Source organism: Micromonospora globosa (genome assembly GCF_000717585.1).
Lineage (GTDB): Bacteria > Actinomycetota > Actinomycetes > Mycobacteriales > Micromonosporaceae > Micromonospora > Micromonospora aurantiaca.
Window position 1 is genome coordinate 85,611 of the sequence record NZ_JNZR01000017.1, and the last position, 26,361, is coordinate 111,971.

A 26,361-nucleotide genomic window follows, 5' to 3' on the forward strand; every position below is an offset into this window, starting at 1 on the left:
GATCATCGGGTGCCGGGTCAGCGCGGGCCCGGGTCGTCCAGGAGCGACGGGTCGCGCCGGATCATCTCGGCCAGCCGGGCCGCCGGGTCGGATTCCAGCGGGTCGTGGCCGGGCGCGGGCACCGTCTTCACCGACATGGGCCACGCCGGCGGCGGCGCGGGCGGCGCCGCCGGGCCCACCGTCACCGCCGCGCCGGACCAGGAGACCCGCAGCGGGTACGCCTGCTCGCCCAGTTCCACGCGCAGCGTCACGGCCAGCCCGGGGTGCTCCGCCACCACCCTCCGGACCGCCTCGGCGACCTCCTCGACCGGGTCACGCCGAACCGGCGCCTCGCCACCGCGCAGCCGGTACGCGCCGCGCCCCGCCCGCTCGTCGCCCGGCTCGTCCGCCGCCTCCACGGGCACGTCCCGCTCGGGCGTCCCGGCCGGTTCGCCGGGCATCGGCGCCCGGCGGCGCAGCGCCTCCTCGCGCCGTGCCATCCGGGCCAGTGTCTCGTCCAGATCACCTCTCATGGCGTCCACCCCTTCGCCAGACAACGGATCGAAACGACTGCGAGTTCAGCCTGCCCGGGATCGGGTGGCCCGGTCCAGCGCACGGTCCAGGACGACGAGCAGGGCGTCCCGTACCGAGAGGCGGTCCCGGGCGTCGAACTGCACCAGCGGCACGTGCTCGCCGATCGCCAGCGCCCAGCGGATCGACGGCAGGTCCAGGGCCAGCCGGCCGTCGAAGGCGTTGACGCCCACCGCGAACGGCAGACCGGACCGCTCGAAGAAGTCGATCGCCGGGTAGCAGTCGTCGAGCCGGGCGCTGTCCACCACCACGAGCGCGCCGAGCGCGCCCCGGGCCAGGTCGTCCCACATGAACCCGAAGCGCGCCTGGCCGGGCGTACCGAAGAGGTAGAGCTTCAGGCTGCGGTCGATGGTCACGCAACCGAAGTCCATGGCGACGGTGGTGGTGGTCTTGCCGGCGACCCCGCCCGGGTCGTCGATGCCGATGCCGGCGGTGGTCATCTCCGCCTCGGTGGTCAGCGGCGCGATCTCGGAGATCGCGCCGACAGTGGTGGTCTTGCCGACCCCGAACCCGCCGGCTATGAGGATCTTGACCGGGATCGGCGGCCGGGGCGCCGGTACCCGGCTGACGATCGGGGCAGGTTCGGCCGGCGGCACACCCGGCGGCAGGTACGGCAGCGGCGGCGTGGGCGGGGGTGGCGTGGCCCGGCCGATCAGCGGCGCCGGGCCGCCGTAGCGGCTCGGGGCGCTGTTGGCGGCCGGCCCACCCGTGGCGGCCGCCGGCCATTCAGGAGATCGCACGAAGTCCATCAATCACTCGCAGGATGATGTCGGGATCGAGGGCGTCGTCGACGTCCGCGACGTGCACGTCGAGATGGCCGGCGGCGCGAAGGTCGCCGACCAGCACCCGGGTCACCCCGAAGTGCATCCGGGTCCGGGCGGAGATCTCGGCCACCGAGACGGGCTCGGCGCAGATCGCGACGATCGCCGCCAGCTCCGGGGCCAACCGGGCGGTCACCGCCCACGAGGTGCTGCCCGGACGAGCGGTGACCTGGGTCTCCAGGCCGATCGCCGGGTCGCCGTCCACCCGTCCGGAGGTCAGCACGAAGGGGCGTGGGCCGGTCGGCTCCCCGTCGCCCGCGTCCGGCTCCGGCACCGGAGCGGACGCGTGCAGGAAGGGGCGGATCCGGACGCCGGGTTCCGGCTCCGGGTCCGCGCCGGCGGCCCCTGGGATCATTGCTGTACGGCGTTCTTCAGCTCGGCGATCAGGCGCGGACTCAGGGCGCCGCCGGCGCGGCCGGCGAACAGCGTCATCTCGTACGCCACGGTGCCCAGGTTCGCCGTGCGGTCGGCGACGACGCCGAGCACCGAGCCGCTGCTGATCGCGCTGATCAGCAGGTATCCCTCGGCCATGTCGACGATCACCCGGTTGAGCGCGCCGAGCGCGTACCAGCTCGCCGCGCCCCCGGCGAGACTGGTCATGCCGGAGACCACGGCGGCGAGCCGTTCCGCGTTGGACCGGTCCTTGATCGCGGACATGGCCATCAGCAGCCCGTCCGAGGAGACCGCGATCGCCTCCATCACCCCGGCGGTGCTGGAGGTGAACGAGTCGAGCAGCCAGTTGAAGGTGCGTGCCTCGGGGCTGAGGTCGCCGGTGGTGCTCTGTTCGACGTTCTCGTGGAGGAAGGGGCTGGTCACCGTGATGGGTCCTCTTCGTAGCGGCGGTCGGTACTGACTTCGCGCAGAGCACGGGCGACGCCCGCCTCGAACTCGCTGATCCGGTTGCGTACCTCGACGGGGTCGCCGGGGTCGGAGCTGGTGGGGGGCACGGACTGCGCCGGGGAGACGGACAGGTTCGCGCCGGGCACCCGGCGGCTGAGCCGGGGCCGTTCCGCAGCCGGGGGCGCGTGGTCGACGTCGCCCTCGGCCCGCCGTACCCCGTCCTGGAACGCCTCGACCAGGGCCCGGACGCTCGACGGGTCCGCCGGTACGCCGATCAGTGGTCCGCCGGTGGCCGGTCCGGCCGGGCCGGCGGGCGGGGTGGCCGGCAGGTTCGCGCCGGGCACCCGCTGCCGGATCGGCGAGCGGGTACCGGGCCGCCCGGCGGGCGGCCCGACCGGGTTCGGCCCGGTCGGCGCCGGCATGACCGGGGATGACCCGGCGGGCGCCGGGGCCGGGCGGGTGGCCGGCGGCGTCAGGGTCGGGCCGGTCGCCGGCCCGGCGGCCGGGGGAGCGGCCGGGGCCGGGCCGACGACCGGTGTCGGCGGGGAGACGTGCCCGGGACGCGCCGCCGGTCCGGCCGGCCGGGTGTCCGACGGCGGCCAGGCCGGCGGCGGACCGCCGGTGGCCTGGCCCTGGTCCTCGATCGGCTCCGCGGTGTCGGCCTGGTGGCCGAAGGCGTTCCACGGGTCGCCGCTGGACATGCTGCGCGTGGCCCGGGTCAGCAGCTCGGCGTCGAAGCCGGACGGCGCCTCGACGGCCGGTGGCTCCGGCTCGCGGGTGCCGGGCACGGCGGCCCGGCCGGCGCCGGCGCCGACCGGCTCGGGGCGGCGGATCACGAGCGAGGCGCCCGGGATCTCCAGGGCGGCGGTGACGCCGCTACCGGGGGTGTGGCTCAGCCGGACGCTCCAGCCGTGCCGGCGGGCCAGCCGGCCGACCACGAACAGGCCGAGCACCTCGGTCGGGGCGAGGTCGAGGCGTTCCCGCCGGGTGAACCGGGCGTTCTCCTCGGTCATCCGGTCCTCGGTCAGGCCGATGCCGTGGTCGACCACGACAAGTCGTGCGCCGCCGTCGGTCAGCTCACCGGTCACCACCACACGGGTGTGCGGCGGCGAGAACGAGGTGGCGTTCTCCATCAGCTCGGCGAGCGTCAGCACCAGGTCGCCCGCGATGGCGGGGGCCGCCGCCACGCCGGGCGGTACCTCCACGTCGACGCGGGTGTAGTCCTCGATCTCGCCGAGCGCGAGCCGGACCACGTCGGCCAGCGGGACCGGCGCCACGTGACCGTCCGAGCCGGTGGCGCCGGAGAGCACCACCAGGCTGCCCGCGTTGCGGCGCAGCCGGCTGGAGATGTGGTCCAGCCGATAGAGGTGCTCCAGGCGGCCCGGGTCGGTCTCCTGCCGTTCCAGCCGGTCGATGAGCGCGATCTGGCGGCCGACGAGGTTCTGCGTACGCCGGCCGACGTGGCCGAACATCTGCGCCACGTTGCGCCGCCCGGCGACCTGCCGCTCGACCAGCCGGGCGGCGGTGTGCTGCACCCGGTCGAACGCGCGGGCCAGGTCGCCGATCTCGTCCCGGGCGCTGATCTCCACCGGGTCGAGGCGTACCGGGGGGACCGTTTCGGACTCGTCGTCGGCGACCCGGGTCAGCTCGGCCTCGGTGACCCGGGCGACCCGCTCGGCGGAGCGGGTGAGCCGGCTCAGCGGCCGGGCCACCGTACGCGCCACCGTCATGCTCAGCAGCACCACGACGAGCAGGATCGCCGCCGCCGCCAGGCTGACCAGCCAGGCCGCGGTCAGGGCCTCCCGTTCCCGGGCGCGGGTCTCCGCGATGACGTCCGCGACGACCTTCTTCTCCACGAACTGGCCCAGCGTGATCATCGACCGGGCCGACGGGAACAGCACGTCCAGCGGCACCGGCGCGATCGCCTTGTCCGGATCCCGGAGGCTGTCCACCAGGAACGTCGGGCTGGTCCGGGCGGCCACCGCCGCGTCGTCCAGCTCGGCCACCTTCAGCTGCTCCGGCGTGATCAGCTTGCGGAACCGCCGGTTGTCGACGTTGAGCCCCGCCATGCAGGCCACGAACGACCGGGCCACCTGCGGATCGCCCGTCGCCTTCACCAGCACGATCTGCGTGGTGCACGAGCTCAGTGCCTCGTCGACGCGCAGCAGCGCGTCCAGGGCGAGCACCTGCCGTCCGGCCGCGGTGTCGGTGTCCACCTGGAAGGGCAGCCGTAGCGCGTCGATCAGGGCGGTGTCGACCTCGCCGAACACGGTCAGGATCTGCTGCGGTGTGGCCCGGCCGCCGAGCGTGGCGTTGCGGACGTCCTCCAGCCGGCGTACCCCGTCGAGGCTCTTGCGGACCGCCGTCGGCAGCGTCTCGGCGCGCAGGTCCGCGACCCGGTCGTCGACGGTGGCCGACTTCTGGATCAGCTCGGTCCGGCTCACCCGCCCGAGCAGCAGCCCGACCGACAGCAGGCGTTCCTGCTGGAGGTCCTGGACCAGGCTGCCGACCCGGCTGGCGACGCGGACGGTCTCGGCGGTGTCGGCTGCATCCCGGGCGGCGGTGACCCGGTCGATGACGACCGGTACGGCGAGTCCGACCATGCTGAGCAGCGGAATGATGACCAGCAGGGCGAGCTTGCCCCGGATGCGTAACCTACCGAGCAGCATCGAACGGCCTCCACCGGTCGGCGTCGCCACCGTGCCCCACCGCGACCGGCTGGCGGTCGGCCCCGGGCGCGGAGAGCGGTGGCTCCGGGTGGACAGTCGGCGCCGGCCCGGCCTCGGCCGGTTCCCGGCGTGCCGGGGTGGCCCGGGACCGGTCCCGGCGCAGCGCGGCCACGTGCAGCGCGACGATCCCGGCGATCAGCACCACCGCCGCCCCGGCGGCGATCCGGCCCAGCAGCCGGTCCCGCTCCAGGGCGTCGAGTCGTTCCCGCAGCAGCGCGTCGAGCTGGTCGAGGATGACCGTGCGGAGCTGCTTGGCGGCGTTCTGCGCGCTGATCCCGGCGCGGGTGAGCTGGTCGGTGCTCGGCGCGGAGCGGCCGGCGCCGGGCGCCGAGTAGACAGCGAACGTCTCCAGTGAGCGCTGGTAGGTGTCCAGCGGCGTGAGCACGTTGGCGCCCAGGTCGGTGCTCTCCGAGCTGTCGACCGCCGAGCGCAGGTCGGCGACCAGGTCGGTGGCGGGACCGAGCGCGGAGACGCGCAGCTCGGCCAGCTCCGCGCCGACCCGCGCGCGTTCGGCGGCTGGGCGCTTGGCGGACAGCCGGGCCAGGTCGACGAGCCGCCCGGCCAGCACCGTCGCGGTGGGCAGGTCCCCGCCGATGCCGTCCTGGAGGAAGAACGAGTCGGAGCGCGGGTCGCGGATCAGGCCGGAGCTCTCCCGTACCTTCCGGTAGAGGGCCAGGAGCAGGTCGGACGCCTCGCCGTAGGCCCGGTACGCGGCCTCGGGGTCACCGATCCCGCGGTCCGGCAGCGCCTCCAGCTTGGCCCGCAGCCCGGCCCAGCGTTCGTGGGTGCGCAGCTCGTCGCCGACGGCGTTGTCCACCTCCGCGACGCCCTCGATGGCGGCGGCGAGCGAGGCCCGGGAGACGGCCCCTTCGGCGACGGCGATGGCCTGGGCCTCCACCAGCGTGTCGGTGACCGGCCCGAGGGCGCGCAGGTAGCGGACGCCGAGCCGCTCCCGGCTCACCAGGTCGTGGTCGTCGGCGAAGTCGCGTTCGGCCTGGACGAAGATCAGCCCGAGCGGGGCCAGCAGCGCCAGCACCAGCACCAGGGCGAGCGTGCGGCCCGGTACGGCGGGCCGCCGGCGAACCCGCGACGCGGGGACTGTCATGGTGTGTCTCCTCCGGCGACGGCGGGGCGATCGGTGCCCCGGGAGGTCGCCGTACGCAGTCCCGTGCACCGGACCGGAAAAGTAGCCGAACCGGACGCGCGTCAGACCTCGGCCGATGAGTCGGCTTCACGTCAGTCCATTTTGGGTGACCCTGCGTCAGGGCGAAAGGTACGTAGCGTGTGATCGTGTCGCCGAGAAATGACATCGACGATGGTTTGCGCCTGTAGATGTGAATTCACATGATCCGAATACGTCCCGCTGGGATGCTCTGGACCTTTGGCGGATGACGGACGCTACGCGACGATCGGTGCAACCGGACAGACGTACGGCGGATCTCAGCGAATGCTCAGCCGTCGGCCCGTACCGTGTGGCGCATGAGATCAACCGCCGCGCGGCTCCGGCGCGCCCTGGCCGGCCATCCGCGCCGCATCGTCGCCGCAGTGGTGGTGGTCGTCCTCGTCGCCGCCGCGCTGGTCTGGGTGGCCCGGCCGCAGGGCGCGGACTTCCGGACCGAGCCGGCCCTGGTGACAGTGCGTTCCGGGCCCTCCGGCGACGAGCCGGTCGACCTGGACACCACGCTCTACCTGCCGGAGGACGCCTCGTCGTCGAACCGGGTGCCGGCGGTGCTGCTGGCGCACGGCTTCGGCGGGACCAAGGACTCGGTCCGCTCCGACGCCGAGGACCTGGTCGCCCGCGGGTACGCGGTGCTCACCTGGACCGCCCGCGGGTTCGGGCGCAGCGGCGGCCAGATCCACCTGGACAACCCCGACTACGAGGTGCGGGACGCGCAGCGGCTGCTCGACCGGCTCGCGCAGCGGCCGGACATCCGCCTCGACGCGGCCGGCGACCCCCGGGTCGGTGTGGTCGGCGGCTCGTACGGCGGCGGCCTGGCCCTGCTGCTCGCCGCGCAGGACCAGCGGATCGACGCGATCGTCCCGATGATCACCTGGAACGACCTGTCCCGCGCATTCCTGCCGGAGAGCAGCGGCCGGCAGCCCACCGACGGCGTGTTCAAGAAGGGCTGGGCGGGCATCTTCTTCGGCGGCGGCGGGAACGCCGGATCCGGCCCGGCCGGGCTCTCCGGGGCCACCGCCGCCGCACCGGAGGGCGCACCCGAGTCGGCCGGCCCGCCGAGCCCGCAGCCGGGCGCCGGGCCGGGCACCGGTGCCGGTCGCGCGCCGGCCGGCGCCGCCGACCCGTCCTGCGGGCGCTTCGCGGCCGACGTCTGTGCCGCGTACCTGCGCATCGCCACCACCGGCCGGGCCGACGCGGCGGCGGTCGAACTGCTGCGCCGGTCGTCGCCGGCCGGCGTGCTGGACCGGATCAAGTCGCCGACGTTGCTGGTGCAGGGCGAGGCGGACACGCTGTTCCCGCTGGCCGAGGCGGACGCCAACGCCCGGGGCATCGCCGCCGCCGGCACCCCGGTACGGGTCGCCTGGTTCACCGGCGGCCACGACGGCGGCTCCGGACCCACCTCCGACTCCGACCGGGTGAAGTTCCTGACCGCGCAGTGGCTCGACCACTACGTCAAGGGCGACGGGGCGGCGCCCGGCGACACGTTCACGTTCTCCCGGATCGCCGGGTTCGACGCGCTCGACCGGGGCCTGGTGGCGACCGGCTTCCGTACCGCCGACTACCCGGGGCTGGCCGGGCAGGACCGCCGCGAGGTGACGCTCGCCGGTCCGCCCCAGCCGGTCGCCGTACCGCCGAACGGCAACCCGGCGGCGATCTCCTCGGTGCCGTTCGCGGGCGCGCTCGGCTCGCTGCTGGACGGCGTCGCCGGTGACATCCCCGGCCAGCACGCCCGTTTCGAGTCGGCGCCGCTGGACGAGCCGGTCGACGTGGTGGGCGCGCCCACCGTGCGGATCAGGGCCGCCTCACCGACCGGCGAGGCGGTGCTGTTCGTGAAGCTCTACGACGTCGACCCGCAGGGCGCGGCCACGCTGCCGTCCGGCCTGGTCGCGCCGGTGCGCCTGACCGGCCTGCCGGCCACCGTCGACGCGGCCACGCCGGTCACCGTGACGCTGCCGGGGATCGTCCGGCGGGTCGAGGCCGGGCACCGGCTGCGGCTCGTGGTGGCGACGTCGGACCAGGCGTACGCCTCGCCCGCCGAACCGGCCGTGCACACGGTGGCGCTCGCCGACGGGCCGCTGACGCTGCCCACCGTCGACGCCACGCCGATCCCCACCACCGCCGCGATCTGGCGCTGGGCGCTGGCCGGCCTGCTCGTCGCGATCGTGGCCGGGCTCGTCGTGGTCGTGCTGCTCACCCGCCGCCGGCACCGTCGCCAGGACGACTCCGTGCACCCGGAGTACGCGGGCGTCCCGCTCGCCGTGCGCAACCTGCGCAAGGAGTACGCGGACGGCTTCGTCGCGGTCTCCGACGTGGACTTCGAGGTGCACCCCGGCCAGGTGGTCGGCCTGCTCGGACCCAACGGCGCGGGCAAGACGACCACGCTGCGGGTGCTGATGGGGCTGACCCAGCCCACCGCCGGGGAGATCTACGTCTTCGGTCACCGGCTGGTGCCGGGTTCACCGGTGCTGTCCCGGATCGGCGCGCTGGTCGAGGGGCCGGGCTTCCTGCCCCACCTGTCCGGCCTGGACAACCTCAAGGCGTACTGGCGGGCGACCGGGCGGCCGTGGGAGGACGCGCACTTCGACGAGGCGCTGGAGATCGCCGGCCTGGGCGACTCGGTGCACCGGCGGACGAAGAAGTACAGCCACGGCATGCGGCAGCGGCTGGCCATCGCCCAGGCCATGCTCGGCCTGCCCGAGTTGCTGGTGCTGGACGAGCCGACGGATGGGCTGGACCCGCCGCAGATCGCCGAGATGCGCCGGGTGCTCCAGCGTTACGCCACCGACGGCCGGGCGGTGCTGGTCTCCAGCCACCTGCTGGCCGAGGTGGAGCAGACCTGTACGCACGCGGTGGTGGTGAACAAGGGGCGGATCGTGGCGTCCGGCCCGGTGGAGGAGATCGTCGGCGAGTCGCCGAGCGTGCTGTTCGAGGTGAGCGACCCGGACGCGGCGCGTACGGTGCTCGACCGGCTCGACGGCGTACGGGTGCTGCCCGACGCCGAGGGCGGGCTGGTGGTCGACACCAACGGCACCGCCCGCAGCGAGGTGGTGGCCGAACTGGTCCGCGCCGGCATCGGGGTGGACCGGGTGGTGCCCCGGCGCCGCCTGGAGGACGCGTTCCTCGCCCTGGTGGGCGAGAACTCTCGGGGAAGCGGGGACCGGTGATGGCGGGTTCGTCTGTGGCATCGTCGCCTGGTGGCGGCACGTCCGGTACGGCGGCGCCGGGCGCGGGCGGGGCGGCGGCCGGTTACCGGCCCTCGGCCACGCTCCCGTTCGGCGCGGAGTTCCGGCGGCAGGCGTCGCGCCGGCGTACCCAGCTCGCGCTGGGGTTCATGGTGCTGCTGCCGCTGATCATCCTGGTGGCGTTCCAGTTCGACGCCGGGGACGACGACGGCGGCGGGCGGGGCGAGTTCTCCAGCCTGGCCGACCTGGCCACGTCGGGCGGGCTCAACTTCACCCTGTTCTCGATCCTGGTGTCCGCGTCGTTCCTGCTGGTCGTGGTGGTGGCGCTGTTCTGCGGCGACACGGTGGCGAGCGAGGCGAGCTGGGGCAGCCTGCGCTACCTGCTGGCGGTGCCGGTGCCCCGGGCCCGGCTGCTCGCGGTGAAGCTGGTCGTCGCGCTCGCGTACTCCGGGCTGGCCCTGCTGTTGCTGGCCGGCACCGCGCTGCTCGCCGGCACGCTCCGGTACGGCTGGAAGCCGCTGAGCAGCCAGGTCTCGGCCGAGCTGGCGCCGGCGGACGGGTTGCTGCGGCTGCTCGGCGTGCTCGGCTATCTCGCGGTCGTGCTGCTGGTGGTGGCCGGACTGGCGTTCCTGCTGTCGGTGACCACCGATGCCGCGCTCGGCGCGGTCGGCGGCGCGGTGCTGCTGTGGATCCTGTCCAGCATCCTGGACCAGATCACCGCGCTGGGCGGGCTGCGGAACCTGCTGCCGACCCACTACAGCAGCGCCTGGCTGGGGTTGCTGTCGACGCCGATGCAGACCGACGACGTGGTCAAGGGCGCGTTCTCGGCGGTCGTCTACGCCACGCTGTTCTGGGGCCTGGCCTTCTGGCGCTTCACCCGCAAGGACGTCACGAGCTGAGGTGACCCGGACGGGGTCACCACGGGAGCGCCTCGGCCCATATCATGGGAGCGTTCCCATGTGATTGTCCCGCCTGCAAAGATATCGATTAACATCAATCAATACTCCCGCCATCCTGGACGGCGTCCGGCACCCGTACCAGGAGGTTCCCTATGATCCCGGCGCAGCTGAAAGACCCCGTGCTGTCCCTGTTCCGCATCGTCACCGGCCTGCTCTTCCTCTGCCACGGCGCCGCCTCGATCTTCGGCCTGTTCGGCGGCAACCCGGCCACCGGCGGTGCCGTCCCGTTCGCCACCTGGCCCAGCTGGTGGGCGGCGCTGATCCAGCTCGTGTGCGGCGCGCTGGTCCTCGTCGGCCTGTTCACCCGGCCGGCCGCGCTGCTCGCCTCCGGCTCGATGGCGTACGCGTACTTCGTGGTGCACCAGCCGCACCACCTGATGCCGATGCAGAACGGCGGCGAGCTGGCCGCGCTCTTCTGCTGGTCGTTCCTGCTGGTCGCGGTGCTCGGCCCGGGAAACTGGGCGCTCGACGCGCTGCTGGCCCGCCGCCGGTCCACCGCGACCGAGCCCGCCGCCGCGCCGGCCTCGGTCCCGGTCTGAGCGTTCGCGCCGAACCAGATCCCGGTCGGAGTGCTCCCGTGCCGGGCTCTGGTTCCTACAGCGGATTGACCGGCGGAGTCGTGGGCGGGGGCGGGGCGGCCGGCGTGGGCGTGTCGGCCGGGCCGGGCTTGCGGCGCTCCCACGCACTGACGCCCAGCCGGCCGGTGTTGCCGAGGTCGATCGGCCCGTCCAGGGCGACCGGGTGCGCCGGCCGGCCGGCCACCGGCGCGACGTCGAGTCCGGTGCCGTTCGTCGCCGGCACCGTCGCGTCGGTGACCAGGTTCCGCCAGATCAGCGCCGCGCCGGCCCGCTCGCCGGGGGCCAGCACGATCCGGGTGGGCGGGTGGTCGAAGCCGGAGGTGATCGGCTTGGCGCCCGGGATGATCCGCACCTCGATCGGGTCGCCGTCGGCGTCCCGGAGCGCGACCGCCGGATAGCCGCGCAGCTCGTACGGCCGGTCGCCGCAGTTGAGCAGGTCCAGGCCCATCGCCCGCAGCCCCATCGCGGCGCTCACCCCCAGCTCGGTGATCGCGACGCCCTCCGGGGAGCAGGTGGCGGCGGGCGTCGGCTCGGCCGTGGGGGCACCCGGCCGGGGCGGCGCCGTGGGCATCGGATCGGACAGTCCTTCCGCGGGCCCCTGCGCCGGGGCGCAGGCTGCCATCAGCGTCACGCCGGTGAGGGCGCCGATCAGGCGCGCCGATCTCCGCATCGGGTGATCATGCCACTCGGCCGCGCTCGGCGAGGACCGCATCGAGCAGGCCCGGGTAGCCCGCTGTGGTGGAGCCGGTCGCGGTGGTCGGACGCCGAGCCGGCCCACAGCGTGGGATCCCGAGGTGGCGCGGCCGTGAGCAGCGCCTAGACTCGGCGGCACAACTGAATACCTCATCCAGAGGGGCTGAGGGATACGGCCCGACGACGCCCCGGCAACCACCCGCACGCTCGACGACGAGCGACAGCGGGCAGGTGCCAATTCCGTCCCCGCCGCACCCGGCGATGCGGGGAAAGATGAGAGGAACTCCTCGACATGACGTCGACGCTTCCCGTCGCCACCGGTATCGACACCACCCTCAGCCCGGCCCGCGCCCTGGTCTGCCGTGCCTGTTCGGCGCGGTACCCGCTCGCCGCGCAGCACGCCTGCTACGAGTGTTTCGGGCCGCTGGAGGTCGACTACGACACCGCCGCGCTCGCCACCGTCACCCGTGAGCAGATCGAGGCCGGTCCGGACAACATCTGGCGGTACGCGGCGCTGCTGCCGGCCGGTCAGGACCCGGCCACCCGGGTCACGCTCGACCCGGGGCTGACCCCGCTCGTCGCCGCCCCGCACCTCGCGGCCGAACTGGGGCTCACCGCGCCGCTCTGGGTCAAGGACGACAGCGCGAACCCCACCCACTCGTTCAAGGACCGGGTCGTCTCGGTGGCGCTCACCGCGGCCCGCGCGCTCGGCTTCGCCCGCTACGCCTGCGCCTCCACCGGCAACCTCGCCAACTCCGTCGCCGCGCACGCGGCCCGGGCCGGCGTGCCGTCGATCGTCTTCATCCCCGGCGACCTGGAGCAGGGCAAGGTCGTCACCACCGCTGTGTACGGCGGCGACCTGGTCGCCATCGACGGCTCGTACGACGACGTGAACCGGCTCTGCGGCGAGCTGGTGGAGACCGACGAGTTCGAGGACACCGCGTTCGTCAACGTGAACGTCCGGCCCTACTACGCGGAGGGCTCCAAGACGCTCGGCTACGAGGTGGCCGAGCAGCTCGGCTGGCGGATCCCGGCCCAGGTGGTCATCCCGATGGCCAGCGGCGAACTTCTCACCAAGATCGACAAGGCGTTCGCCGAGCTGGTCGAGATCGGGCTGGTCGAGGCGCCGGCCGGCGGCTGGAAGGTGTTCGGCGCGCAGTCGGCCGGCTGCAACCCGATCGCCACCGCGCTGCACGGCGACACCGACACGATCGTGCCGGTCAAGCCGGCCGGCATCGCCAAGTCGCTGAACATCGGCGACCCGGCGGCCGGGCTGTACGCGCTGGAGGCGGTGCGGCGTACCGGCGGCTGGATGGACTACGCCGACGACGACGAGATCCGCGCGGGCATCCGGCTGCTCGCCCGTACCACAGGGGTGTTCGCCGAGACGGCCGGCGGCGTGACGGTCGCGGTGCTGCGCAAGCTGGTCGAGTCGGGCCGGCTCGACCCGGCCGCCGAGACGGTGGTGTTCAACACCGGCGAGGGCCTGAAGACGCTCGACGCGGTGGCCACCCAGGTCGGCCCCACCCACCGCATCAAGCCCAGCCTCCGCGCCGCCCGCGACGCCGGCCTCCTGGCCTGACCTTCCGGTCCTCCGCCACCTGCGCGGTGATCAAGGAGTATGTGTCGCCGGCCGGGCCGTTTCGTGACACGAACTCCTTGGTCACCGCCGTCGGCGGGGGTGGCCGGGTGGGGGAGGTGGGGCTCGCCCGGGTGGGGGATCGGGTGAGACCGGTGGGTAACCGGTGATGTGCGGTGAGTGCCAGAAAACCGCCCTCAAGGACTTGACGGCAGGAACCGGACGGCGCAAGATGCTTCGTGCGGGAGGGCATCCGCCGGAGACTTTTCAAGTTCTTGCGACCCAACGCCGGAGGCGTTGTGCGGACGTCCCTCCCGACCAACGTCCGAAGAGGCCAGCGGAAAACCGCTGGCCTCTTCGCTGTGTCCGGCGCACCCTCGGTGGCATGACGCTCACGGTGACGCCGCTGGATCCGACCGACCGGCAGACGCTCGACGCGGTCTACCGGATCGCCTGCGGCGCGCAGGCCGTCGACGAGCCGGACCTGCCCGACCTCTGCCGGCGGCGGTTCGAGGCGCCGCTGCGGCACCCGATGCCCGGCATCGACACGCGCTGGCTGGTGGCCCGGTTGGACGGGCAGCCCGTCGGCTGGCTCCGGCTCTACCTGCACACGATCGACAACACCGAGAACGCGAGCGTCGAGCTGACCGTGGACCCGGCGTACCGGCGGCAGGGCATCGGGCGCACGCTGCACGACCACGGCGTCCGGCTGCTGCGGGAGCACGGCGGCAAACGACTGGTCGGCGCTACCGTCGCCGCGCTGCCCGGCGAGGAGGGGCGGGTCTTCCCCGGTGCCGCGTTCGCCGCCGCCGTGGGCGCCAAGCCGGCGCTGGCCGACGTCCGCCGCCGCCTCGACGTGGCCGGGCTCGACCGTGACCGGCTCGCCGCGCTGCTGGCCGACGCGCGCGCCGCGGCGACCGGCTACCGGCCGGTGTGGTGGCGCGACCACACGCCCGAGGAGTACGTCGCGGACGTCGCCTACCTGGAGGGCCGGCTGCTGCTCGACGCGCCGATGGGCGAGCTGGACTGGGAGCCGGAGCAGGTGGACGCCGCGCGGGTGCGGGACGCGGAGCGGGCGCTGGACGCCCGGGGCGTACGCCGGTACAACACCGGCGCGGTGCACGAGGCGACCGGCCGCCTGGTCGGGTGGACCCAGCTCAGCCTGGACGCGAGCAGCACCGACCACGCCTGGCAGCAGATCACCCTCGTCGACCCCGGCCACCGCGGCCACCGGCTGGGCCTGCTCTGCAAGGCCGGGAACCTGGCGTACGCGCTGGCGCACGAACCGGCGTTGCGGGCCGTCGACACCTGGAACGCGGCCGTGAACCGCCACATGATCGCGATCAACGAGCAACTCGGGTTCCGCCCCGCCGCCGGTTCGGTCGACTGGCAGTTGACGATCTGAGTTGTGACACGCCCCTACTGATCTGGTGCCTTTCTGTTGCATGATGGCGGGCATGACGGAGACCCCGCACCCCCTGTACGACAGGCACCGCGAGACCCTCGACCGGGCGCTGACCGCCATCGCGGAGCGCGGGTACTGGTCGGCCTATCCCGAGTCGCCCAGCCCCCGGGTGTACGGCGAGACCGCCGCCGCCGACGGCAAGGCCGCCTTCGAGGCGTACCTGGGCGGGGACTTCCCGCTCGACCAGGCCGGTGACGGCACCACGGTGGCCACCGAGGCCAGCCCGTTCGGGGTGGCGCTGGACGTGCGCTACCCGCACGCGGGCGCCGACCAGCTGGTGTCCGCCGCGAGCGCCGCGCTGCCCGCCTGGCGCGACGCGGGCCCGCAGGCCCGGGCCGGTGTCTGCCTGGAGATCCTGGACCGGCTGCACCGCAACGTGTTCGAGCTGGCCAACGCGGTGCAGTTCACCAGCGGCCAGGCGTTCGTGATGGCGTTCCAGGCCGGTGGCGCGCACGCGCTGGACCGCGCGCTGGAGGCGGTCGCCTACGCGTACGCCGAGATGACCCGCCACCCGGGGACCGCCGGGTGGGAGAAGGCCGCGGGCAAGGGCGACCCGCTGCGGATGACCAAGACGTTCCACGTGGTGCCGCGCGGTGTCGCGCTGGTCATCGGCTGCAACACGTTCCCGACCTGGAACTCGTACCCCGGTCTGTTCGCCTCGCTCGCCACCGGCAACCCGGTGGTGGTGAAGCCGCACCCGCGCGCGGTGCTGCCGCTGGCGATCACCGTCAGGTACGCCCGGCAGGTGCTCGCCGAGGCCGGCTTCGACCCGAACCTGGTGCAGCTCGCCCCCGAGACCGACGGCGAGAAGCTCGCCACCACGCTGGCCCTGCACCCGGCCGTGAAGATCGTCGACTTCACCGGCTCCACCGAGTACGGCGACTGGCTGGAGGCGAACGCCCGGCAGGCCGCCGTCTACACCGAGAAGGCCGGCCTGAACACGGTGGTGATCGACTCCACCGACGACTTCGCCGGGCTCTGCCGCAACCTCGGTTTCACGCTGACGCTGTACAGCGGCCAGATGTGCACCACCTCGCAGAACCTGCTGATCCCGCGCGACGGTATCGACACCGACCAGGGTCACAAGAGCTTCGACGAGGTGGCGGCCGGGATCGCCGGCGCGGTCGCCAAGCTGACCGCCGACCCGGCCCGGGGCGTCGAGCTGACCGGCGCGATCGTCAACGACGGCGTGCTGGAGCGGCTGGAGGAGGTCACCAAGGTCGGCGAGCCGGTGCTGGAGTCGCGCACCGTCGAGCACCCGTCCTTCCCCGGCGCGGTGGTGCGTACGCCGACTGTGGTGAAGCTCGACGCGTCCGACACCGCCACCTACTCGCGGGAGTGGTTCGGGCCGATCTCGTTCGCCATCGCCACCGACTCCACCGAGCACAGCCTGCGCATCCTGCGCGAGACGGTGGGGGAGAAGGGCGCGCTGACCGCGGGCGTCTACTCCACGAACGAGGCGGTGCTGGACGCGGCCGAGGCGGCGGCGATCGACGCCGGGGTGCACCTGTCCTGCAACCTGACCGGCGGTGTGTTCGTCAACCAGTCGGCGGCGTTCTCCGACTTCCACGGTTCGGGCGCGAACGCGGCGGCCAACTCGGCGCTGACCGACGGCGCGTACGTGGCCAACCGGTTCCGCATCGTGCAGAGCCGCCGGCACGTCTGAAAGGAGGGGCCCCTTCTTAACGCCTCCGGTAGAGGAGGGGCCCCTTATTAACGCCGCGCCGGCTCAGGCCGGACGGCGCATCTGCAGCTCGTGCAGGCCGGCGATCCGGGGGTGCGGCACGCGTACGCCGGTGTCCACGAAGCCCAGCTTCTGATAGGCCCGGTAGGCGCGGTCGTTGCCGACCACCACCTCCATCATCAGCTCGGGCCGTCCGCAGGCGCGCGACCAGGCCGCCACCTCGTCGACGAGCGCCGCCAGCAGGCCGCTGCCCCGTCGGGCCGGTGTCACGTAGACCGCGTAGACGAGCGTCAGGCCCGGCTCGTCCGGCGCGGCGATGCCGCCGGCGTGGCCGACCAGACGGCCGCCCGGGTCGGCCACGAACTGCGCGGTGTGGTCGCCCCGGGAGACGGCCGCGACCCGGGCCGCGAACTCCGCGTGCGACCGGGCGGCGGCCTCGGCCACCGTCTCCAGGAAGGCCAGCGGGGAGTCGGCCAGCATCTCCAGCCGGAGCGCCCGCATCCGGCCGGCGTCCTCCGGCCGGACCCGGCGGACGGTGGTCGTGGTGCTCACGCTGGTCATGCCGCATGCATACCGGACGGCCCGCGGCGGGTGTGCGACAGGCCCGGGTACGCCCCGGAATATGCCCGATTTGTGGTCGTGCGCCGTCGTCACGCCTCGTGTAGCGTGCGATTTCGGTCACCGAATTCAGCGTCGCCGATCGCTGGACCGGTGCGCCACCGGTGCCGGTCCGCCGGTTTCCGGGTGTTGGAACGCCGCGCAGAGTGAGGAAGTGCACCGTGGCACAGGGCACCGTGAAGTGGTTCAACGCCGAAAAGGGCTACGGCTTCATCGCCGTCGACGGCGGGCAGGACGTCTTCGTCCACTTCTCCGCGATCGAGATGGACGGCTACAAGGCGCTCGACGACGGCCAGCGCGTCGAGTTCGAGATCGCGCAGGGGCAGAAGGGTCCGCAGGCCGAGCGGGTCCGCGTCATCGCCTGACCTGCGGCGGGCGGTGCTCCCGCGACCGGACCCCGGCCCGGGGGCTGCGTTGCGGCCGACCACCATGGAAGATCATGAGCCGTTCCAGCCGTAGTCGCTGAGGAGGGCCCATGTCCGATCTGCCCCCGTCGGGTTCCACCGAGCCGGCGGCGTCCGGCCCTCCGGCCGACCCGACCGCGCCCCCGCCGCCCGCCGCCGAGCCGGCACCGGGACCGCCGGGGACCACCGGAGGGGCCACGCCCGCCTCCGGCGCGTCCGGCGCCGACCCGTGGGCCGGTCACACCGGCCCCGTGCCGATCGTCCCGGCCGAGCCGGGGTACGACACCCCGCAGCCCGGCGCCCCGTTCCCGGCCAACCCGCCCGGATGGACCGCGCCGGATGACACCTCACCCGGCCACACCTCGCAGGGCTGGAACGCGCCGGGCACTCCTCCGCAGGGCTGGAACGCGCCGGGCACTCCTCCGCACGGTTGGAACGCGCCGGGCACTCCTCCGCATGGTTGGAACGCGCCGCCGGGCACCCCGCCGCCGGGTTGGGGCGGCCCCGCGTACCCGGGCTATCCGATGCCCGGTGCGGCCTACCCGGTCCCCGGTGCGGCGTACCCGGTGCCGGCCGGTCCCGGGGCGTACGCCGGCTGGTTCCCGGGCATCGACCCGCAGGATCCGCTCGTCAACCCGCCGCACGCGGGCATCGGTCCCTGGTTCGCCCGCTGCACCGCCGCGCTGCGGCGCGGCTGGCGGCAACTGCTGCCCATCGTGCTGCTCACCCAGGTCGTCCCGGCGGCGGTGATCGGCGTCCTCACGCTCGTCTTCAGCCCCGAGGGCGAGATGGCGACCGCCCCGGACGGTGCGCCGGTGCTGCCGGCCGGCTTCTGGGGGCAGATGTTCGCCTTCTACGGCGTGCTCCTGTCCGCCGGGCTGGTCTTCGGCCTGCTCCAGGCGGCGGGTTGGGCCGCCGGCACCTGGGTGGTCGCCCGCCAGGCGGCCGGCGAACCGACCGGACTCGGTGCCGCCTTCCGGTACGGGCTGCGCCGTGCCCTCGGCCTGTGGGGCTGGACGCTCCTGGTCTCGCTGCTGGTCATGATCGGCAGTTGCTTCTGCCTGCTGCCCGGCCTCTACGCCGCGTTCGCGCTGGCCCTGTTCGGTCCGGTCTACCTGTTCGAGCGGCGGGAGCCGATCGGGCGGGCGTGGCGGATGTTCCACAGCCGGTTCGGCATGGTGCTGGGCCGGGTCGCGCTGGTGATGGCTGTCCTCCTCGCGGCGACGGTGCTGGACGCGGTCGTGGGCGGGATCAGCGGGGCGGTGTTCGGCGTCGAGCCGATGAAGGCCGTCGGCACCGCGATCGGCGCCGTGGCGCTCGCCGTGTTCGGCGCCCTGCTGGCTGCCCCGGCCTACCTGGCGCAGCAGGTCGGGCTGGTCGTCACGTACGCCGAACAGCGGGCTCAGGAAGGCCCGGTGAACGCGGCCCGGCTGGCGGCGGAACTCGGCTGAGCGGGGCTGTCGTGCTTGCACTCGGCTAGGGAGAGTGCTAAACAAGTCATTGGCACTCGCGTACGGTGAGTGCCAGAAGGTCGGGGCGGTAGGGCCACGGCCGCGCCGGTGTCCGAAGGGACGCCGGAGCGGTACGAGGCCGGTCGTCGCGGGCTGTCCGGCCCGACCGAGGAGACGTCGTCGTCGCCAGGTGGCGACGTCCCCAAGGTGCGTACACCAGACGGCCCATCCGGGCATCCGGGTGGCCCGTGAGTGTCCAGGAGGACAACGCCGTATGGCCAAGATGATCGCGTTCGACGAAGAGGCGCGCCGCGGCCTCGAGCGGGGCATGAACCAGCTCGCCGACGCCGTGAAGGTGACCCTCGGCCCCAAGGGCCGCAACGTCGTGCTCGAGAAGAAGTGGGGTGCCCCCACCATCACCAACGATGGTGTGAGCATCGCCAAGGAGATCGAGCTCGAGGACCCGTACGAGAAGATCGGCGCCGAGCTGGTCAAGGAGGTCGCGAAGAAGACCGACGACGTCGCCGGTGACGGCACGACGACGGCGACCGTCCTGGCCCAGGCCCTGGTCCGTGAGGGTCTGCGCAACGTGGCCGCCGGCGCCAACCCGATGGCCCTGAAGCGGGGCATCGAGGCCGCCGTGGCCAGCGTCTCGGAGGAGCTGCTCAAGCTCGCCAAGGACGTGGAGACCAAGGAGCAGATCGCCTCCACCGCCTCCATCTCCGCCGCCGACCCCAGCGTCGGCGAGATCATCGCCGAGGCGATGGACAAGGTGGGCAAGGAAGGTGTCATCACCGTCGAGGAGAGCAACACCTTCGGCCTGGAGCTCGAGCTCACCGAGGGCATGCGCTTCGACAAGGGCTACATCTCCGCCTACTTCATGACCGACCCGGAGCGTATGGAGGCCGTCTTCGACGACCCGTACATCCTGATCGTCAACAGCAAGATCTCGTCGGTGAAGGACCTGCTCCCGATCCTGGAGAAGGTCATGCAGTCGGGCAAGCCGCTGCTGATCATCGCCGAGGACCTGGAGGGCGAGGCCCTCGCCACCCTGGTGGTCAACAAGGTCCGTGGCACCTTCAAGTCGGTCGCCGTCAAGGCGCCGGGCTTCGGTGACCGCCGCAAGGCCATGCTGACCGACATCGCCATCCTCACCGGTGGCCAGGTCATCAGCGAGGAGGTCGGCCTCAAGCTGGACGCGACCGGCCTCGAGATGCTGGGCCGCGCCCGCAAGGTCGTGGTGACCAAGGACGAGACCACCATCGTCGACGGTGCCGGCGACGCCGAGCAGATCCAGGGCCGGGTGAACCAGATCCGGGCCGAGATCGACAAGAGCGACTCCGACTACGACCGGGAGAAGCTGCAGGAGCGTCTGGCCAAGCTGGCCGGCGGTGTTGCGGTGATCAAGGTCGGCGCGGCCACCGAGGTCGAGCTGAAGGAGCGCAAGCACCGCATCGAGGACGCCGTCCGCAACGCGAAGGCCGCCGTCGAGGAGGGCATCGTCCCGGGTGGTGGCGTCGCGCTGGTGCAGGCCGGCAAGACCGCCTTCGACAAGCTGGACCTGGCCGGCGACGAGGCGACCGGCGCGCAGATCGTCAAGATCGCGCTGGACGCCCCGCTGCGGCAGATCGCCGTCAACGCCGGTATGGAGGGTGGCGTCGTCGTCGAGCGGGTCCGCAACCTCGACCCGGGTCACGGCCTCAACGCCGCGACCGGCGAGTACGTGGACCTGCTGGCCGCGGGCATCATCGACCCGGCCAAGGTGACGCGTTCCGCGCTGCAGAACGCCGCCTCGATCGCCGCGCTGTTCCTCACCACCGAGGCCGTCGTGGCGGACAAGCCGGAGAAGACCCCGGCCGCCCCGGCGGGCCCGGGTGGCGGGGAGATGGACTTCTGAGTCCAGCTCCACCCAGTACGCCGAAAGGGGGCGGGCCGCGTCAGCGGTCCGCCCCCTTTCCGCGTATCCGGCTCAGGTGGGCAGCCGGCGCTGGTTGCGCCGCTTGTGCGCCCTGTCGTACGGCGGTGGCGGCCGCCTCGGCTCGTCCACCGGCTGCCGTGGCTCCTCCACCGGTGGTGCGTCTGCGCCGGTCAGCTCGGCGAGCTGCTCGGCGTCGCCGACGTCGAGCCGGTCGAACGGGAGCTGGCCGGGAAGCTCGTCGGCCGGGCGCCGGGCCGCCGCCGGATCCTCGGCCCGTTCGTCATTCGTGGTCATGCACCGCCTCCTCTGCTCCGACCGTAGAGCCCGGTCGATGGCGAAGGAGGCTGAATGGCACTATTGACGTCTATGCCCCTTTGATGGCTTTCCGGTAGAGGAAGAACACCCGCTCGATCCGGGCGCCCGCCGCGTTCGAGTAGAACGGCACCGGCCCCACCCAGCCGATCTGCGCCGCGGTGATCCCGGCCGCCGCCTGGTCGCGCAGGCACCGGCGCAGCAGCACGCCGCCGATCCCGGAGCCCTCCGCCGCCGGTGCGGTGCCCATCGGCCCGAACCAGCTCGGCCGCGCCGAACCGTACGCGGCGAACCCGAGGATCTCGCCGTCCCGCTCGGCCAGGTGCACACCCGCGTCCGGCCGCCCCACCGAACCGGCCAGCTCACCGTCCCAGGCGCCGCCGAACGTGGACCTGGCGAACGCGGCGAGCGCCGGCAGGTCGTCGGAGGCGGCACGGCGTACCGTCACGCCCCGCCCGGCCAGCCGCTGCTCGGCGGCCTCGGTGGGGCGCAGCGCCGCCGACCCCTCGGACAGCTCGGCGGTCATGTTCCAGGCGGTACGGTCCTGCCGGTAACCCAGCCGCTGCGCGGCGCAGACCGCCGGGGTGTAGCGCACGTCGACGCCCGGCCAGGCGTAGTGCGGCGGGTTGCCGGCGAGCAGCACCTCGGCCGCGCCGAGCGCGCCGAGCCGGCTCTCCGCCTCGGTCAGCAGCGCCCCGCCCACGCCCTGGCGGCGCTCAGTGGGCGCGACAGCGACCAGGTCGACGTGGCCGAGGCGCGGATCGGCCGCCGACAGCGACCCGACGAGTACGCCGACCAGCGCGCCGTCGCGTACCGCACCGAGGCGCAGCACCGGACGGTCGGCTGCGGCCCGCTCCGCCACGGTGACCACCACGGCTGACGCCTCGGCCGCGTCCTCCGGCAGATCGAACGAGAGCCGGCACAGCTCGACCACCTCGGGCAGCCGGTCCCGGCCCAGCTCGATGATCTCCACGTCCATGGACGCCGACCCTAGGGCATCGGCAGACCAATGGACAGGGTTGTTAACCGGTCGCCACCGACCGGGCCGCGCGGACCGCCGCGTACGCGTCGACGAGGCCGGCGCCGGAGACGTCCTGCGGTCCACCGCAGGTGTCCGCCCCGGCGGGCTGGGTGACCGGCTGCGCGGTGTCGCGCAGGATCGCCCGGGTCCGCTCCAGGTCTCCGACCAGCGCCGGGTTCGCCGACCACATCAGTGCCACCACGCCCGCCACCTGTGGCGTGGCCATCGAGGTGCCGTCCAGGGTGGCGTACCCGCCGCCCGGCATCGCGGACAGCACCGCGGCGCCCGGGGCGACCAGGTCCGGCTTGGCCCGACCGTCCGGCGCCGGGCCGCGGCTGGAGAACTCGGTTACGCGCCGCTGCCGGTCCACCGCCCCGACGGTCAGCACGTCCGGGTACGGCGCGGGCGCATCGTTGATCGAGCCGCACGACGGGCCGGTGTTCCCGGCCGCGGCCACCACCAGGATGCCGGCCGCGGTCAGCGCGGCGGTCGCCGGTCGCAGCGCCCCCGGGTCGCACCCCTCCACCGGCGGGCAGCCCCACGAGTTGGTGAGCACGTCCGGGGCGCGTGAGGGACGGCCGTCGGTGAGCGGGTTCCCGCCCTCGGGGAACGGCGCCAGCATGAACTGGAGGCAGTCGAGGTAGCGGGCCGGGCTGCCCATGTTGCGCTCCAGGTTGACGCAGCCGACCCAGCTCGCACCCGGCGCCACGCCGATCCCGTCCCGGCCCACCGCGCTGCCGAGCGTGTGCGTCCCGTGGCCACCCCGGTCGGCCGGGGCGCGGCGGCCCTCCCACGGGTCGTACCACGAGTCGTCGCCGCCCCGGAAGCCGCCCGCGAGCGCCGGGTGCCGGCCGTCCACCCCGGAGTCGGAGCTGCCGACCACCACGCCGGACCCGGTGACGCCCAGGTCCGACCAGACCCGGTCCGCGCCGATCAGCGAGACGTTCCAGGCCGGGCCGGCCGGCGCCGGGGCGTCGCCGCGCGCCTGCGGGGCGAGCGCGGGCAGCGGGCGCAGGCGCTGGCTCACCAGCACCCGGGCCACCTCGGGACGGCTGGACAGCCAGGCCCGCACCGCCGGCCCGCCGTCCGTCTCGATCGCGTTCACCAGGTAGTACGGCGTCGGGTTCAGCCGCATCCCGGCCAGCGTGCGGCGCAGGTCGCCCTGCGTGCTGTCGGCTGTGGCCACCAGCCGCCGGTAGACCTCGGTCGCCCGGACGTCCCGTCCGGCCCGGCCCGGCGTCCCGGCCGGCAGGCCGGTCAGGTCGGCCTGCTCGCGCAGCACCACGAGCAGCCGCTCGCCGTACAGTCCCGGCCGGCCGGGGACCACGTACACCACGGCGACGGCGGCGAGCAGCGCGGCGGCGACCAGCGCGGCCGGACCGCGCCGGGGCGCGCGGGTGCGGGACCGGGCGAGCAGCACGCCGTACCCGACTGCGAGCAGGCCCGCGACGGCGAACGCCACGCCGGTGCCCACCGCGACCCAGAACGGCGCGTCGCGGGTGGCGGACAGCAGGAGGCTGATCTCCTCCGGGTCGGTGAACGCGAGCGGCCCCAGCAGGGCGAGCCCGACCAGCCGGCGCACCGGCGCGGGCCCGGCCGGACGACCCGCGTGGCGGGCCGCCGCCTCCAGCGCGGCCAGCACGAAACCGAGCGGCGGCAGCAGCACCAGCGCTGGCAACTGCACGCCCGACTGCCCGGCGCCGGCCGCGAGCGGCGTCAATGCGACCCCCGCGACCAGACCGCCGACGAGCACCAGCCGGACCGGACCCGGCCCGAACGCGGCCCAGAAACCGGCGCCGAGCAGTGCCCCGGCGAGCGCGCCCAGCGCGGCGGCGGCCAGGCCGGCCAGCAGCGTCTCCAGCGCTCCGCCGAGCGCGCCCACCCAGGCCCACGGCAGGAGTACGGCCAGCCCGGCCGCGATCGCCAGCAGCGACACCGACCCGAACCGGCCCTCCGGGGTCGCGTCCACCACCACCGGTGGCCGGACCCGGCCGAGACGGACGGCGACGAGCGCGAGCGCCGCGGCGGTCACCGCGAGCGCGGCCAGGTACGCCTCGTGGTGCACCGGCGGCACCGTCCGCAGCAGCGTGGTCGCGCCGAGCGCGACCACGGCGGCGGTCCAGGCCCGGCCGGTCGCCCGCAGCGCGGGGGAGCGGGGCGCGAGCGCGAGCGCCAGCGCCGGGGCGCCGGCCAGCAGCACCGTGGCCACCGCGACCACCGGCCAGGCCGCCACCGGCCGGTCCGCGCCGATGACCAGCGCCACCTGGTCGACCAGCCAGCCGGTGATCTGGCCCGGCACGGTGACCAGCACGATCCACACCCCGGTCGCCACCGCCGCCACGACCGGCCACGGACCGGTCTCGCGCGGTGGCGGCGGTACGGGGGCGAGCGGCGGACCGGTCAGCATGGTCATCACGGTACGGCCGGGCCGTGTCGCCGCGCGCCCGGGACGGTTACCGTTGACTGGTGCGTGACCCGAGTGTGTCCCGATCCACGGCCGGCCGGCTGTCCGCCGAGCGCCGCGCCGACGACCTGCGCCGCCTCCGGGCCGAGCGGTTCGACGTGCTGGTCATCGGCGGTGGCGTCACCGGAGCGGGCGCCGCGCTCGACGCCGCCTCCCGAGGGCTGAAGGTCGCCCTGGTGGAGGCGCGCGACTACGCCGCCGGCACGTCCAGCCGGTCCAGCAAACTGATCCACGGCGGCCTGCGCTACCTGGAGCAGCTGGAGTTCCACCTGGTCCACGAAGCGCTGACCGAGCGCGGTCTGCTCGCCACCCGGCTCGCGCCGCACCTGGTCCGGCCCGTGCCGATCCTGGTGCCGCTGCCCGCCGAGGGCGGCGCGGGCGACCTGCCCCGGCGGTTCTTCCGCCGCTCCTACTACGGCCTCGGCGTGGCCGCGTACGACGCGTTCGCCGGGATCTTCGGCGGCGGTCGCGGCATGCCGCTGCACCGGCACCTCACCCGCGAGGGCACCCGCCGGATCTTCCCCAGCCTCCGGCCGGACAAGCTGGCCGGCGCGATCCGCTACTACGACGGCCAGGTCGACGACGCCCGCCTGGTGGTGACGCTGGCGCGTACCGCGGCGAGCCTCGGCGCGACTGTGGTGACGAGCGCCCGCGCGGTCGGCCTGACCCGGCAGGCCCGGGAGGTCACCGGCGTGCGGGTCCGCGACCTGGAGGCGCCCGCCGGTTCGCCGGACGCCGAGTTCGAGGTACGCGCCCGCACCGTGATCGCCGCCACCGGCGTGTGGAGCGACGACATGTCGCGGATGCTCAACGACGTCGGGCTGCGCCCGAAGCTGCGGGTCCGGGCCTCCAAGGGGGTGCACCTCGTGGTGCCCCGCTCGGCGATCGTCGGCGAGACCGGCCTGATCCTGCGTACCGCGACGAGCGTGCTGTTCGTCATCCCCTGGGGCGGGCACTGGATCATCGGCACCACCGACACGGACTGGCAACTCGACAGGTCCCACCCGGCCGCGACCGCGAGCGACATCGACTACCTGCTGTCGCAGGTCAACATGGTGCTGGACCGGCCGCTGACCACCGCCGACATCGAGGGCGTCTACGCCGGGCTGCGCCCGCTGCTGGCCGGCGAGGCGGACTCCACCTCCAAGCTGTCCCGCGAGCACGCCGTGGTGGAGCCGATGCTCGGCCTGCTGCTGGTCGCGGGCGGGAAGTACACCACCTACCGGGTGATGGCCTCCGACGTGGTCGACCGCGCGATGCACCGGCTCGGCCGGACCCGCTCCTCGCGTACCGCCGACCTGCCGCTGCTCGGCGCCGACGGGTACGCCGCCATGTGGCGGGACCGGGCCGACCTGGCCCGCCGGCACGGGGTGGCGGTCGGCGTGGTCGAGCACCTGCTGGAGCGCTACGGCAGCCTCACGCTGGAACTGCTCGCCCTGGTCGACGCCGATCCGCTGCTCGGCTCGCCGCTCGCGGGCGCGCCGGAATACCTGGCCGCCGAGGTGACGTACGCCGCCCGCGCCGAGGGCGCGCTGCACCTGGAGGACGTGCTCACCCGGCGTACCCGGATCTCGATCGAGACCAGCCACCGCGGCCTGGAGTCGGCGGAGCACGCCGCGGAGCTGATGGGTGCGGTGCTCGGCTGGGACGCGGCGACCCGGGACCGGGAGGTCGCCCACTACCGGGCGCGGGTGCTGGCCGAGCGGGAGTCGCAGCTCATGCCGGACGACATCGCTGCCGACGCGGCCCGCCTCGGCGCGCCCGACGTCCGCGGATTCGAGGCCGACCGGGGCACCGACGGTCCGGGCGTTGAACTTCCGGCCTCCCCCAGGTAGGGGATCCCCTACCCGGGCCGCTCGGCCGGTAGTGCGCGCTACCTACGGAAGTGTAGGT

Annotated in this window: 20 protein-coding genes, 2 pseudogenes and 1 riboswitch; of the genes and pseudogenes, 11 read left to right on the forward strand and 11 right to left on the reverse strand. The window is 74.1% G+C overall.

Annotation, left to right across the window (positions count from 1 at the left end):
* Positions 1 to 17 precede the first annotated feature (17 nt).
* The 6 genes from IF06_RS0116800 to IF06_RS0116825 are packed head-to-tail and all read right to left on the reverse strand — an operon-like array spanning position 18 to position 6,065.
* The gene (locus IF06_RS0116800; protein ID WP_013288869.1) at positions 18 to 512 is read right to left on the reverse strand and encodes a hypothetical protein; all 495 of its coding nucleotides are present in this window, start codon (positions 510 to 512) and stop codon (positions 18 to 20) included.
* A 45-nt stretch (positions 513 to 557) separates the two neighbouring features.
* Positions 558 to 1,319 carry a GTP-binding protein gene (locus IF06_RS0116805; protein WP_013288868.1) on the reverse strand — a complete coding sequence of 254 codons (762 nt, stop codon included), beginning with the start codon at positions 1,317 to 1,319 and terminating at the stop codon, positions 558 to 560.
* Positions 1,297 to 1,746 carry a DUF742 domain-containing protein gene (locus IF06_RS0116810; protein WP_013288867.1) on the reverse strand — a complete coding sequence of 150 codons (450 nt, stop codon included), beginning with the start codon at positions 1,744 to 1,746 and terminating at the stop codon, positions 1,297 to 1,299. The genes IF06_RS0116805 and IF06_RS0116810 overlap by 23 nt, the downstream gene beginning before the upstream one ends.
* Entirely contained in the window at positions 1,743 to 2,207 is a 465-nt protein-coding gene (locus IF06_RS0116815; protein ID WP_013288866.1) for a roadblock/LC7 domain-containing protein, read from the reverse strand. The genes IF06_RS0116810 and IF06_RS0116815 overlap by 4 nt, the downstream gene beginning before the upstream one ends.
* Positions 2,204 to 4,900 carry a nitrate- and nitrite sensing domain-containing protein gene (locus IF06_RS0116820; RefSeq protein ID WP_030272106.1) on the reverse strand — a complete coding sequence of 899 codons (2,697 nt, stop codon included), beginning with the start codon at positions 4,898 to 4,900 and terminating at the stop codon, positions 2,204 to 2,206. Before IF06_RS0116820 ends, IF06_RS0116815 begins: the two co-directional genes overlap by 4 nt.
* A complete protein-coding gene (locus tag IF06_RS0116825) occupies positions 4,887 to 6,065 on the reverse strand; it encodes a hypothetical protein (protein ID WP_013288864.1) in 1,179 nt (392 codons plus the stop codon). The genes IF06_RS0116820 and IF06_RS0116825 overlap by 14 nt, the downstream gene beginning before the upstream one ends.
* A gap of 374 nt (positions 6,066 to 6,439) precedes the next feature.
* On the opposite strand from IF06_RS0116825, the pseudogene IF06_RS34970 reads away from it, so the two are divergent.
* The 4 genes and pseudogenes from IF06_RS34970 to IF06_RS0116840 all read left to right on the forward strand — a co-directional run.
* Positions 6,440 to 7,142 (forward strand): annotated as a pseudogene (locus IF06_RS34970) (alpha/beta hydrolase); the annotation flags it as partial.
* Between the two features lie 104 nt (positions 7,143 to 7,246).
* Positions 7,247 to 9,304: pseudogene (locus IF06_RS0116830) on the forward strand (ATP-binding cassette domain-containing protein); the annotation flags it as partial.
* Positions 9,304 to 10,221: an ABC transporter permease subunit gene (locus IF06_RS0116835; protein ID WP_013288862.1), complete on the forward strand. Its 918-nt coding sequence runs from the start codon at positions 9,304 to 9,306 to the stop codon at positions 10,219 to 10,221. The pseudogene IF06_RS0116830 and the gene IF06_RS0116835, both read left to right, overlap by 1 nt.
* A gap of 152 nt (positions 10,222 to 10,373) precedes the next feature.
* A complete protein-coding gene (locus tag IF06_RS0116840) occupies positions 10,374 to 10,820 on the forward strand; it encodes a DoxX family protein (RefSeq protein ID WP_013288861.1) in 447 nt (148 codons plus the stop codon).
* A gap of 55 nt (positions 10,821 to 10,875) precedes the next feature.
* Here IF06_RS0116840 and IF06_RS0116845 read toward each other — a convergent pair whose 3' ends face one another.
* Positions 10,876 to 11,529 (reverse strand): DUF4232 domain-containing protein, encoded by a 654-nt coding sequence (locus IF06_RS0116845; protein WP_232236699.1) that lies wholly within the window; start codon positions 11,527 to 11,529, stop codon positions 10,876 to 10,878.
* A gap of 170 nt (positions 11,530 to 11,699) precedes the next feature.
* Positions 11,700 to 11,832: riboswitch (SAM riboswitch) on the forward strand.
* Between the two features lie 12 nt (positions 11,833 to 11,844).
* On the opposite strand from IF06_RS0116845, the gene thrC reads away from it, so the two are divergent.
* The 3 genes from thrC to paaN all read left to right on the forward strand — a co-directional run bounded on the left by thrC (position 11,845) and on the right by paaN (position 16,262).
* Entirely contained in the window at positions 11,845 to 13,134 is a 1,290-nt protein-coding gene (gene thrC, locus IF06_RS0116850) for a threonine synthase (protein ID WP_013288859.1), read from the forward strand.
* Positions 13,135 to 13,516: 382 nt separating this feature from the next.
* Positions 13,517 to 14,536 (forward strand): GNAT family N-acetyltransferase, encoded by a 1,020-nt coding sequence (locus IF06_RS0116855; protein WP_030272112.1) that lies wholly within the window; start codon positions 13,517 to 13,519, stop codon positions 14,534 to 14,536.
* A 52-nt stretch (positions 14,537 to 14,588) separates the two neighbouring features.
* On the forward strand, positions 14,589 to 16,262 hold the full coding sequence (gene paaN, locus IF06_RS0116860; protein ID WP_030272114.1) for a phenylacetic acid degradation protein PaaN: 1,674 nt from the start codon (positions 14,589 to 14,591) through the stop codon (positions 16,260 to 16,262).
* A 63-nt stretch (positions 16,263 to 16,325) separates the two neighbouring features.
* Here the strand turns inward: paaN and IF06_RS0116865 are convergent, their stop codons facing one another.
* A complete protein-coding gene (locus tag IF06_RS0116865) occupies positions 16,326 to 16,841 on the reverse strand; it encodes a GNAT family N-acetyltransferase (protein WP_030272116.1) in 516 nt (171 codons plus the stop codon).
* 218 nt (positions 16,842 to 17,059) lie between these two features.
* On the opposite strand from IF06_RS0116865, the gene IF06_RS0116870 reads away from it, so the two are divergent.
* The 3 genes from IF06_RS0116870 to groL all read left to right on the forward strand — a co-directional run bounded on the left by IF06_RS0116870 (position 17,060) and on the right by groL (position 20,650).
* Positions 17,060 to 17,263 (forward strand): cold-shock protein, encoded by a 204-nt coding sequence (locus IF06_RS0116870; RefSeq protein WP_013288855.1) that lies wholly within the window; start codon positions 17,060 to 17,062, stop codon positions 17,261 to 17,263.
* A 110-nt stretch (positions 17,264 to 17,373) separates the two neighbouring features.
* Positions 17,374 to 18,753, forward strand: coding sequence for a hypothetical protein (locus IF06_RS0116875; RefSeq protein ID WP_030272118.1), 1,380 nt, complete (start codon positions 17,374 to 17,376; stop codon positions 18,751 to 18,753).
* Between the two features lie 274 nt (positions 18,754 to 19,027).
* Positions 19,028 to 20,650, forward strand: coding sequence for a chaperonin GroEL (groL, locus tag IF06_RS0116880; protein WP_013288853.1), 1,623 nt, complete (start codon positions 19,028 to 19,030; stop codon positions 20,648 to 20,650).
* Between the two features lie 72 nt (positions 20,651 to 20,722).
* On the opposite strand, the gene IF06_RS0116885 is transcribed toward groL, so the two are convergent.
* From IF06_RS0116885 to IF06_RS0116895, 3 genes are all read right to left on the reverse strand, one after another.
* Positions 20,723 to 20,965, reverse strand: a complete 243-nt coding sequence (locus IF06_RS0116885) for a hypothetical protein (RefSeq protein ID WP_013288852.1) — start codon at positions 20,963 to 20,965, stop codon at positions 20,723 to 20,725.
* Between the two features lie 70 nt (positions 20,966 to 21,035).
* On the reverse strand, positions 21,036 to 21,962 hold the full coding sequence (locus tag IF06_RS0116890; protein WP_013288851.1) for a GNAT family N-acetyltransferase: 927 nt from the start codon (positions 21,960 to 21,962) through the stop codon (positions 21,036 to 21,038).
* Positions 21,963 to 22,005: 43 nt separating this feature from the next.
* Positions 22,006 to 24,417, reverse strand: a complete 2,412-nt coding sequence (locus tag IF06_RS0116895) for a S8 family serine peptidase (RefSeq protein WP_013288850.1) — start codon at positions 24,415 to 24,417, stop codon at positions 22,006 to 22,008.
* A gap of 68 nt (positions 24,418 to 24,485) precedes the next feature.
* On the opposite strand from IF06_RS0116895, the gene IF06_RS0116900 reads away from it, so the two are divergent.
* A complete protein-coding gene (locus tag IF06_RS0116900; protein WP_030272120.1) occupies positions 24,486 to 26,303 on the forward strand; it encodes a glycerol-3-phosphate dehydrogenase/oxidase in 1,818 nt (605 codons plus the stop codon).
* Positions 26,304 to 26,361 lie beyond the last annotated feature (58 nt).